This window comes from Loktanella sp. DJP18, assembly GCF_049310965.1.
Classification (GTDB): domain Bacteria; phylum Pseudomonadota; class Alphaproteobacteria; order Rhodobacterales; family Rhodobacteraceae; genus Loktanella.
Window position 1 is genome coordinate 1 of the sequence record NZ_JBMERN010000358.1, and the last position, 815, is coordinate 815.

The 815-nt window shown below is 58.8% G+C and carries 1 protein-coding gene; it reads left to right on the plus strand.

Annotation, left to right across the window (positions count from 1 at the left end):
- Positions 1-29 precede the first annotated feature (29 nt).
- The coding region (locus ACOI1H_RS25885) for a hypothetical protein (protein WP_422441218.1) at positions 30-815 on the plus strand (786 nt) is incomplete at its 3' end.

Below are 815 nucleotides of genomic sequence, written 5' to 3' on the forward strand. Positions count from 1 at the left end.
CGGGGTTCTCCGGGTTTGAAGAGATTCGGATGATCAACTACTCGAACTCATCTCAGCAGCTGTTCCTCCGGGCCGACGAGAGCGCCAACGTCAGCACCACGGGGAGCGGGCAGAAATCCATCTACCTCGGCACAGGGCAGACGACGCTCGCAGGAGGCGAGGGGACGGATTACGTCTATGCCAACGCCGTCCCGAGCAGCGGCAACGTGCGTAGCTGGAACGACGGCAACGTTCTCGATGGCGGTTCAGGGCATGACATTCTCCATATTGACCTGAGCAGCAGCGGCACGACCGACCTCCGCTCCAGCACGGTCAAGAACTTCGAATACTTGTACATCTACGATGGCAAGGTGGTCGTGGATGCCGAGCTGATGGACAGCGTCTCCTACGTTTGGGGCAATTCTACCTCTAAGATGAGCACCTTCGACGAAGTGGTCGACCTAAGGGACATGAACGTTCAGCAGGTCTCGGTGATCAGCGAGAACGCGACTGGCACGACCTTCCAGGTCAACAGTTTGGCCACGGCTTCCCAGATTGTGGGTGGGAGTGGAGCAGACACAATCGAGGCCAGCGGCTTCACCTTTACCAACGATCAGCGGGAGGCAATCTTCGCCACAAGCTTGATCGAAGATATCACGGACAGCACTGGAACCTACTCCGCGCCGCCTCCGGATTCTTCAGTTATCAAGCTCACGACCACGGCCGATACGATTCCGGCCGGCGCGCCGGCTTCGGTCACGGTCAACGCCACGGCCTCTACCCTCAATTCAACTGACAATCTGCAAGCAGGCGCGACTGGTACCGACGTGTTCGCC